Source organism: Brasilonema sp. UFV-L1, assembly GCF_012912105.1.
Lineage (GTDB): Bacteria > Cyanobacteriota > Cyanobacteriia > Cyanobacteriales > Nostocaceae > Brasilonema.
Genome location: NZ_QMEA01000217.1, coordinates 1 through 10,040, shown reverse-complemented (window position 1 = coordinate 10,040; position 10,040 = coordinate 1). Strand labels below are relative to the sequence as shown.

Annotated in this window: 4 protein-coding genes and 1 pseudogene; 4 read left to right on the top strand and 1 reads right to left on the bottom strand. The window is 46.0% G+C overall.

From position 1 onward, the window contains the following. Window positions 1–211 precede the first annotated feature (211 nt). The gene (gene aspS, locus DP117_RS32595) at window positions 212–1,999 is read left to right on the top strand and encodes an aspartate--tRNA ligase (protein ID WP_169222307.1); all 1,788 of its coding nucleotides are present in this window, start codon (window positions 212–214) and stop codon (window positions 1,997–1,999) included. Between the two features lie 439 nt (window positions 2,000–2,438). Beyond that, window positions 2,439–3,353, top strand: coding sequence for an NAD(P)-dependent oxidoreductase (locus tag DP117_RS32590; RefSeq protein WP_169222306.1), 915 nt, complete (start codon window positions 2,439–2,441; stop codon window positions 3,351–3,353). Window positions 3,354–3,576: 223 nt separating this feature from the next. Here the strand turns inward: DP117_RS32590 and DP117_RS32585 are convergent. Continuing rightward, window positions 3,577–4,134: pseudogene (locus DP117_RS32585) on the bottom strand (hypothetical protein); the annotation flags it as partial. Between the two features lie 380 nt (window positions 4,135–4,514). Here DP117_RS32585 and DP117_RS32580 point away from each other — a divergent pair. Next, window positions 4,515–6,353 (top strand): AAA-like domain-containing protein, encoded by a 1,839-nt coding sequence (locus DP117_RS32580; protein ID WP_339381121.1) that lies wholly within the window; start codon window positions 4,515–4,517, stop codon window positions 6,351–6,353. A 15-nt stretch (window positions 6,354–6,368) separates the two neighbouring features. Next, window positions 6,369–10,040 (top strand): AAA-like domain-containing protein (locus DP117_RS32575; protein ID WP_169222304.1); only part of this gene is annotated, 3,672 nt, incomplete at its 3' end.

Sequence of the window (10,040 nt, the reverse complement as noted above, 5' to 3'; positions counted from 1 at the left end):
TTCATCCCCTCCTTAAAAGGTAGAGGTTCTCATCCTCCCACTTACAGCCTGATAGACGCTAAAGTAGTGTAGAGACGAGAAATGCCTCGTCTCTACATCTTTGCATTTTTGGATAAGATTTCTTAAACCGAAATGACGAATGATGCTAGATAATGAAAAAGCTTTAACATGGACTTGAATTCTCTAGCTCGGTCATTAGAAACTCAGACTTATGCGAACTTACTATTGCGGCGAACTCCGAAAAGAACACATTGGAGAAACTGTCACCTTGTACGGATGGGTAGACCGTCGCCGCGATCATGGAGGTGTAATATTTATAGATTTACGCGATCGCACTGGCATCGTTCAAATCGTCAGTGATCCACAGCGTACCCCAGATTCCTATGAACTAGCAAATACCCTACGAAATGAATACGTTGTCGAAATCACTGGTAGAGTGACGCAACGTCCGGAAGAATCCCTCAATCCCCGCATACCTACAGGCGAAATTGAAATCTACGCCGATACAATCAAACTCCTCAATTCAGTCCGTAAACAGTTACCATTCCAAGTTTCCACAGCAGACGCGGATCCCGTGCGGGAAGACTTGCGGCTGAAGTATCGTTACTTAGATTTGCGGCGCGATCGCATGGCAGATAACTTGCAACTGCGTCATCAAGTCGTCAAAGCCATACGCCGCTACCTAGAAGACGTAGAAGGTTTCATAGAAATTGAAACCCCTGTCCTGACCCGTTCCACTCCCGAAGGTGCGCGAGATTATCTTGTACCCAGTCGCGTCAACCCTGGTGAATGGTTTGCTTTACCGCAATCACCCCAGCTGTTCAAACAATTGCTGATGGTATCAGGTTTTGATAGATACTATCAAATTGCCCGTTGCTTCCGCGATGAAGACTTACGCGCCGATAGACAACCAGAATTTACCCAGTTGGACATGGAAATGAGCTTCATGTCCCAAGAAGAAATTTTTGAACTCAACGAAAAGTTAGTTTATCATATCTTCAAAACAGTTAAAGGCATTGAATTACAGCGACCTTTCCCTCGTCTGGTCTACGCAGAGGCGATGGAACGTTATGGTAGTGATAAACCAGATACACGTTATGGTTTAGAACTCGTCAATGTCTCAGATGTTGTTAAAGATTGTGGTTTCAAAGTCTTTCGCGAAGCTGTGACTAACGGAGGAACTGTCAAAATTCTTCCTATTCCTAACGGGAACGATTCAATTTCTAACGTCCGTATCAAACCAGGCGGTGACTTATTTAAAGAAGCCACCGACGCAGGTGCTAAAGGTTTAGCTTACATCCGAGTCAGGGATGATGGGGAAATTGATACCATTGGCGCAATTAAAGACAACCTGACTACAGAACAAAAACAGGAAATTTTGCACCGTACAGATGCAAAACCCGGTCATTTGCTATTATTCGGGGCTGGTGATAGCATGACTGTTAATAAAACGTTAGATAGGCTGCGACAAGCGATCGCTAAAGAATTCGGATTAATAGACCCAGAAAAGGTCAACTTGCTCTGGGTAACAGACTTCCCTATGTTTGAATGGAATGTCGAGCAAAATCGGTTAGATGCATTGCACCATCCGTTTACAGCTCCGCATCCAGATGACATCCACGATTTAAAGACGGCACGCGCACAAGCTTATGATTTAGTTTACAATGGATTTGAAATAGTCAGCGGCAGTCTGCGTATTTATCAACCAGAGTTACAACAACAAGTCTTTGAAACGATTGGAATATCTCCAGAGGAAGCTCACAATAAATTTGGGTTTCTCTTAGAGGCGTTTGAGTACGGTGTTCCTCCTCATGGTGGTCTTGCTTATGGTTTAGACCGTTTGGTAATGTTATTAGCCAAAGAAGAATCAATTCGTGATGTCATTGCTTTTCCAAAAACCCAACAAGCACGTTGCTTGTTAACAGATGCACCTTCGGCAGTAGACACGAAGCAGCTAAAAGAGTTGCATGTTGCCTCAACTTATAAGAATGCCCGTTGAAAACCCTGTTCTTTAGGACAGGGATGAAAACGGTTTAAGGCGTTTACGCCTCAGTCATTAAAAATTTGGTGAATCATCAACGTGGATAATGAGGCTAGTGGTACATTAAAAGAGTCAGACAAGACATAAAAACCTACTTCCGGGCTGGAAGAAAGTTACGGCTGAAATAACCACAGAGGAGATATCAACACGCCCTAAGAGGCAAACGTGTTGAGCCTAGCAACCTGAGCAATCAGGATATTAAGACCCAAAGGTCTTAAGAATCTCTGCGGCTTTAGCCCAGAGAGTGTCAAGATACGAATTCTACACACATGATATAGTAGACCAAATGCACTACACGAAAATGCCCAATTGCCTTTTAACACCTTTATCCACATGCAGTAGTGTGGATATTGGACTTGGCACATGAGAAAGCTGAAGCTTATCGGAGGGTAGTTGGATGATTTTGGTCACCGGTGGAACAGGTATGTTGGGAAGTTTTGTTGTACGAGAACTACAACAACGTGGACAGCATGTTCGCATACTAGCTCGAACTCACTCAGAACCTGCAACACGAAAGACAAATATTGACGTAGTTCTTGGTAATCTTGCTAACATTGATAGTCTTCACCGTGCTGCACAGAAAGTAACAGGCATTATTCATACAGCTTGTACATTCACACATCCTGAAGTAGACATTATCGCAATGGAGGCATTGCTCAACAGTTGGGATCAAGGAGCGTTTGTATTTATAAGTAGTGTAGATGTGTATGGTTATGCTCAATGGATTCCTATTACTGAGAATCACCCATTTAATAAAACCTATTCATCGTATAGCTATGGCAAAGTGTCCTGCGAAACTTTATTAGAGGAGACTGCCCAAAAGAGAGGGCGTGGTGACTTTAGCATCCTTCGACCGCCACATATTTGGGGTCCAGATCCGCGTTGTCTTACAAAAAAAGGTTTATGGACAACAGATATCTATGAAAGGGTATATAGGGGTGAATCTATAGTGTTGCCTGGAGAGACTCAGGATGAATGGTCACAGTTTGGTGATGCTTGGGTAGATGCAAGAGAACTAGCTTGGGCATCAGTTGAATGTCTTCAGAAGCCACTAGGACAAGCAGCTAATGTTATCAACGACCATTTTACTTGGCATGACTTCTGTACTGAATTAATTCACCTTACCAGAAGCAGCAGTGATATTCAGCATAATAACTCTGGAAGTAGCTCTTTCGCGCAATGCTGGAAATATAGTGGTGAAAGATTACAACAACACTTAAACTTTTACCCTACCGAAAGGTGGCAGGATACTCTCGCACAGATGGTTACCCTAGCTGGTTCTCTTCAAAAGAATTCTAGCAGTTTGGATTAATTCTACTTAGCCCTCTCTCAAGGCGAACGCCTCAAAAAGTTCTGGGGGAATTTTGAGTACTTACCTTCTGTTGAGTGACAGGGGTGTGAGCAGTCTGTTTTCCAAATAGTACTAAAATACTATAATTGATGACTTGAATTGATGACTTGAATTGAGGTGCTATTGAGTATGTAGACAGTCTTTTTGGGGATTAGTGTACACACTCTGTTCCCACAAAGCTGCTGGGTACTTGGGTTAAGCTGTTATGTTGACTATATCTCAAATAGTTTACAAAACGATACACTAGAAGTGGTTGATTGCATACTGGTCGCAAACAATACTCTTCTAAGTTGGCAAACAGCAATGCATTCCGTAGGTGGGAATTGGTGGTAAATTCAGAAATGTAAATTATTTGTTGTTGTATGTAGTTGTCACTTTGCAGTAATTCTTGAATGACTTCTTGCAACACATCTAACACAGTCCGTTGGCGATCATGACTCAGAGCAACCCAAGTCTGAACCTTATGGCGTAATGTCACCAAACTCCCCAATCGAGTGATTAAGTTGCGGTAAGCATGTTCTCTGGTAATTCCTAAGTAGCGCTGACGCAAAATCTTGTAGCGGTACTCCATTGCTTGTTTGGTGATATCCAGTTCCTTTGGATTAAGTGTCTCAAACCGATGTAAGTCACTTCCCACAAGCCATTTGACTATACTTTCCCTGTTGGCAACGCTTTGTTCTGGACATTCCATATCCAACCGCTTGAGCCAATATTGTGCCAGTTTCTCCACCTTCAAAGCCATAGTGAGATTATACTCCTCGAAACCTTAAAGTTCACATCACTGCTCAAAGAACGAAATTTCGTTCTTGAGTGTGAAATCAACAACTAAAATTTGAGTTTGCTCGCAACGAAAAAACGCCTTCACTGCTTTTGTTGCCTCTAGTTATTGAGAATAGTCAGGTAATGTAGTCACCTACCAGAGCGAATTAATGCAATTAAATGCAAATACGAAAAACCAGTTATTCGCCCTCTACAAAAACCTTAGAATTAGCGAAATAACTGGGTTTTGCGACTCAAAGGGCAGTCAAATGCAACTAGTTAAAAGCACTTATTCGCTCTAGTGATGATTGTTATAATTGGCTAAATTAAAAGTGACTCTAACAATTATGCTCGTTATTGACAATGACTCAAAAGAGTAGACGTCGTGGCTTTTGCGCCAGCGATGAAGGCGTAAAAAACCTACAAGCAAGAATGAGCAAAAAGGGCTACATTCAAGAAGAGCTTGCCACCCAAGCAGGCGTGGGTATTGATCAACTCAAGCGGCTACTCAATCCTCACTGGGGATATAAGGTACAGAGAGACGCAATTGAGAAAATCGCTCTTGCCTTAGATTTACAACCAACAGACATTGTCGCTCCCCATGAGTGGTATCCACCCCAAAACAACTCACAACCAATAGATTGGCACAGTCAGTCAGCGCTAAGCGCCAGAGTTTTTATTAGCTATCACACACAAGAACCAGACAATAGCTTCGCGATGCAGTTAGGTGAAAGCTTAAAAGCTGCTGGAAAAGAAGTATTCATGAGCAAGGAGAGTGAAGCAGGCTGGCTGCACCGCTTTGATGAAGAACTGGAGCAGTGTGATTGCTTAGTCATCCTATTATCTCCGACTGCAGCTGTCAGCGAAATGGTCACCGAGCAGATTCGGCGGGCTAGGGACTTGCGTACTACTAGTCACAAACCAGAGATTTTACCAATCCATATAGGTGAAACTACGGTACTCAACTATGACCTACGTGGCTACCTACAAGGAATTCAAGCGTGGGAGTGGAGAACACCCGCTGACACTCCCAAACTTGTCCAAGCAGTCCTAAGCTTGCTGGCAACAGACAAAGCACCAACACCAGATAAACCTCCAGAGCCATTGCTACCCGTACTCCCTATGCCAGTCATTTCAAATCAACGACCTCCAGAGCCAGTGGCATCGCCAGAACTGCCTGTGGGTCAAGTTCACCTCGCTTCTAGCTTTTATATAGAACGCCCTCCAATTGAAACTCGCTGTTACCAGGAGGTTCTCCAATCAGGTGCCTTAATCCGCATCAAAGCACCAAGGCAGATGGGAAAAACCTCCTTGATGGCGCGGATTCTGTATCTCTCAAGAGAGCAAGGCTATCGCACGGTTCCCTTAAGTTTCCAACTGGCAACGGCTGAGGTTTTCACCAGTTTGGATAGATTCTTACGCTGGTTTTGTGCCTCTATCGGTCAAAGCTTGCGGCTACCAAATCGGTTGGCTGATTATTGGGACGATATTTTTGGTAGTAGTTATAATAGCACAGCTTACTTTGAAGAGTATTTATTAGCAGAAATTGATAGTTCTCTGGTGCTGGGCTTAGATGAAGTGGACCGCGTTTTTTCATACCCAGAAATTGCCGACGACTTTTTTGGTCTTCTGCGAGCTTGGTATGAAAAAGCCAAGTATGGTGATAGCGGTAGCGATATTTGGAAAAAACTCCGCTTAGTCGTTGTCCACTCCACAGAAGTTTATATTCCCATGAATATCAATCAATCACCGTTTAATGTGGGGCTAGCGGTGGAGTTACAGGAGTTTACAACTGAGCAGGTACAAGATTTAGCTCAGCGCCATCGGTTAGATTGGGGGTCTTTTGAGGTAGAACAACTGATTGACTTGGTAGGCGGACACCCCTACTTAGTGCGGTTGGCGATGTATCATGTTGCCAAAGGGGACATGACGCTGGCACAGTTGCTGCAAACAGCACCCACCGAAGCTGGACCTTATAGCGACCATCTGCGACGCCACTTATGGAATCTGGAACAGTATCCAGAACTGGCGGCGCATTATAGCGAGGTAGTTGCGGCAAACAAAGCAATAGAATTCCGGACAGAAGTGGGTTTTAAATTATACAGTATGGGATTAGTGAAAAAGGAAGGCAATTATGTGCTACCGCGCTGCGATTTGTATCGCGAGTATTTCCGCGAGCGTTTACCAGCTACTGCAATATAAAAGAGAAATGCACCTATGAGCACAGCCCAAAACTCAGCTTACAAATATCAAGTAGGGGGCAGTTTACCGCCAAATGCTCCGACTTATGTTGAACGACAGGCAGACTTTGACCTTTATGAGAAATTGAAAGCTGGGGAGTTCTGTTATGTGCTAAATTCACGGCAGATGGGCAAGTCCAGCTTGCGAGTCCGCACCATGCGACGATTACAAGCCGAGAATATTGCCTGCGCCGTTATCGACGTTACAGCGCTTGGCACTCAGCAAGTGACTCCAGACCGCTGGTATGCCAGCTTAATCGGCTCTCTGGTAAGCAGCTTGAGGCTGAAGGTAAATTTAAGAACTTGGTGGCGCGATCGCGAGCATCTTTCCCCCGTTTATCGCTTGGGTCTCTTCATTGAAGAGGTGCTTTTAGTTGAGATTCCCCAAAACATAGTCATTTTTGTCGATGAAATTGATAGCATTCTCAACTTAAATTTCAAAGACGATTTTTTTGCTTTGCTCCGACAGTGCTACAACTTGCGTGCTGACAAAACAGAATACTCACGCCTGACCTTTGCTTTGTTAGGAGTGGTAGCCGCTTCAGATTTGGTTCAAGACAAAAATCGCACCCCTTTTAATATTGGTCAGACCATCGACTTAAACGGTTTTCAGTTGTCAGAAGCGACTCCTCTAGCTCTTGGATTGACAGGGTTTGTCAGCAATCCTCAAGCTGTGCTAGAAGAGGTGTTGAATTGGACAGGCGGTCAACCATTTTTTACTCAGAAGCTGTGTCAGCTGGTTCTGGCTTCCACTTCGCCGATTCCAGAAGGTAGTGAAGCCAAATGTGTTGAACAACTAGTACACAAGCAGGTGATTGAAAATTGGGAATCAATGGATGAGCCAGAGCATCTCAAGACAATACGAGACCGTTTGCTGCACAATGCTCAACGCACCAGTCGCCTGTTGGGACTGTATCAGCAAATTTTGCAACAAGGAGAAATTGCGGCTGATGACAGTCCTGAACAAATGGAATTACGACTGTCAGGTTTAGTCGTCAAGCAGCAGGGTTTTTTAAAAGTTTATAACCGCATTTATGAATCTATTTTTAATATTAATTGGGTTGAGAAGGAATTAGCTAATCTGCGACCGTACTCGGAGGCGCTAGCAGCTTGGATTGCTTCGGATTGTCAAGATTCGTCACGGCTGCTGCGTGGACAAGCATTACAGGATGCTCTCGTGTGGGCTGCTTCTAAAAGTTTAAGCGATAAAGATTATCAGTTTTTGAGTGCTAGCCAAGAGTTGGAGAAGCGGGAAGTGCAAATTGCTTTGTCAGCGGAACAAAGGGCTAGGGAACTGGAAAAACTTGAAGCTCAAATTAATTTAGAAGCAGAACAAAGAGCTAGGGAACTGGAAAAACTTGAAGCTCAAATTAATTTAGAAGCAGAAAGAAAAGCGCTACTGGCGCAAAAGCAAGCTAATCAGATTTTGACCGATGCAACCAACAAAGCCAATCGACGAATTCGCATCGGTTCTGTTATTTTAGCAATATCCTTGGTGACAGCAACAATTGCAGGAGTGCTTGCAGGTAATGCCTTGCGTCAGCAACAAGAAGCACTCAAAGGTACTGAACTGGAGCGAGCAGGGGTTAGTGCTTTGCGGCAGTTTGAATTCCAACAAATAGAAGCATTAGTGTCGGCTATGGAAGCAGGACAAAGCTTGAAAGAATTGGTTAAGGACGGACGCCCACTGGAAAAATATCCAGCCGCCAGCCCCATCCTGGCTTTACAAACAATTCTCGATAATATCCGGGAGCGGACTCAACTTTCAGGGCATCAGAGCTTTGTCAACGTCAGTTTTAGCCCAGAGGGAGGGCGCATCCTCACCGTATCCGGTAAAACCGCCAGAGTCTGGGATTTGTCCGGTAAGCAGCTAGCGGTATTCACTGTCTATCAGGGTGTGGTCAACCCCAGTTTTAGCCCAGATGGACAGCGCATCCTCACCGCATCTGATGACGACAACATCGTCCGTATGTGGGATTTGTCGGGTAGGCAGCTAGCCCAATTCAAAGGGCATCAGAGTCAAGTCCTCAGTGCCAGTTTTAGCCCGGATGGACAGCGCATCCTCACCGCATCCGACAATGACAGAACCGCACGGCTGTGGGATTTGTCTGGCAAGCAGCTTGCGGTACTTACTGGGTATGGGGACAGAGTCAACAGCGCCAGTTTTAGCCCGGATGGACAGCGCATCCTCATTGCATCAAGTGACAAAACCACCCGTGTGTGGGATTTGTCCGGCAAGCTGCTTGCGGTACTCAAAGGGCATCAAGGCTATGTTAACAGTGCCAGTTTTAGCCCGGATGGGCGGCGCATCCTCACTGCATCTGAGGACAAAACCGCTCGTGTGTGGGATTTGTCCGGCAAGCAGCTTGCGGTACTCAAAGGACATCAGGGCTATGTTAACAGTGCCAGTTTTAGCCCGGATGGGCGGCGCATCCTCACTGCATCTGAGGACAAAACCGCTCGTGTGTGGGATTTGTTCGGCAAGCAGCTAGCGGTACTCACTGGACATCATTCTGATGTCCACAGCGCCAGTTTTAGCCCGGATGGGCGGCGCATCCTCACTGCAAGTGAAACCACCCGTGTGTGGGATTTGTCCGGCAAGCTGCTTGCAGTACTCACTGGACATCAAGACCGTTCCCACAGCGCCAGTTTTAGCCCAGATGGACAGCGCATCCTCACCGTATCCGGTGGTGAAACAGCCCGAGTGTGGGATTTGTCCGGCAAGCAGCTTGCGGTATTCACTGGAGCTGGGGTGTTTACCATCAACGCCACTTTTAGCCCAGATGGACAGCAGATCGTCACTACATCCGGTGAACCCGCCAAAGTGTGGGATTTGTCCAGCAAGCAGCTAGTAGTACTTACAGGGCATCAGAACCCTGTCTACAGAGCCAGTTTTAGCCCGGATGGACAGCACATCGTCACTGCATCAAGTGACAATACCGCACGGCTGTGGGATTTGTCCGGCAAGCAGCTAGTAGTACTCAAAGGTCATCAAGGTCATGGCAGAGTCAACAACGCCAGTTTTAGCCCGGATGGACAGCGCATCGTCACTGCATCCAGTGACAAAACAGCCCGTGTGTGGGATTTGTCCGGTAAGCAGCTTGCGGTACTTACTGGGCATCAGGACTATGTTAACAGCGCCAGTTTTAGCCCGGATGGGCAGCGCATCGTTACTGCATGCGGAAATGATAGAACCGCACGGCTGTGGGATTTGTCGGGCAAGCAGCTTGCGGTACTCACTGGGCATCAGGGTGGTGTCAACAGTGCCACTTTTAGCCCAGATGGACAGCGCATCGTCACTGCATCTGATGACAAAACCGCCCGTGTGTGGGATTTGTCCGGTAAGCTGCTTGCGGTACTCACTGGGCATCAGGGTGGTGTCAACAGTGCCACTTTTAGCCCGGATGGGCAGCGCATCATCACTGCATCTGAGGACAAAACCGCTCGTGTGTGGGATTTGTCGGGCAAGCAGCTAGCAGTACTCACTGGGCATCAGGACAGTGTCCGTAATGCCAGTTTTAGCCCGGATGGAGGACGCATTGTCACTGAATCAAGTGACAGAACCGCACGGCTGTGGGATTTGTCGGGCAAGCAGCTTGCGGTACTCACTGGGCATCAGGGTGGTGTCAACAGTGCCACTTTTAGCCCA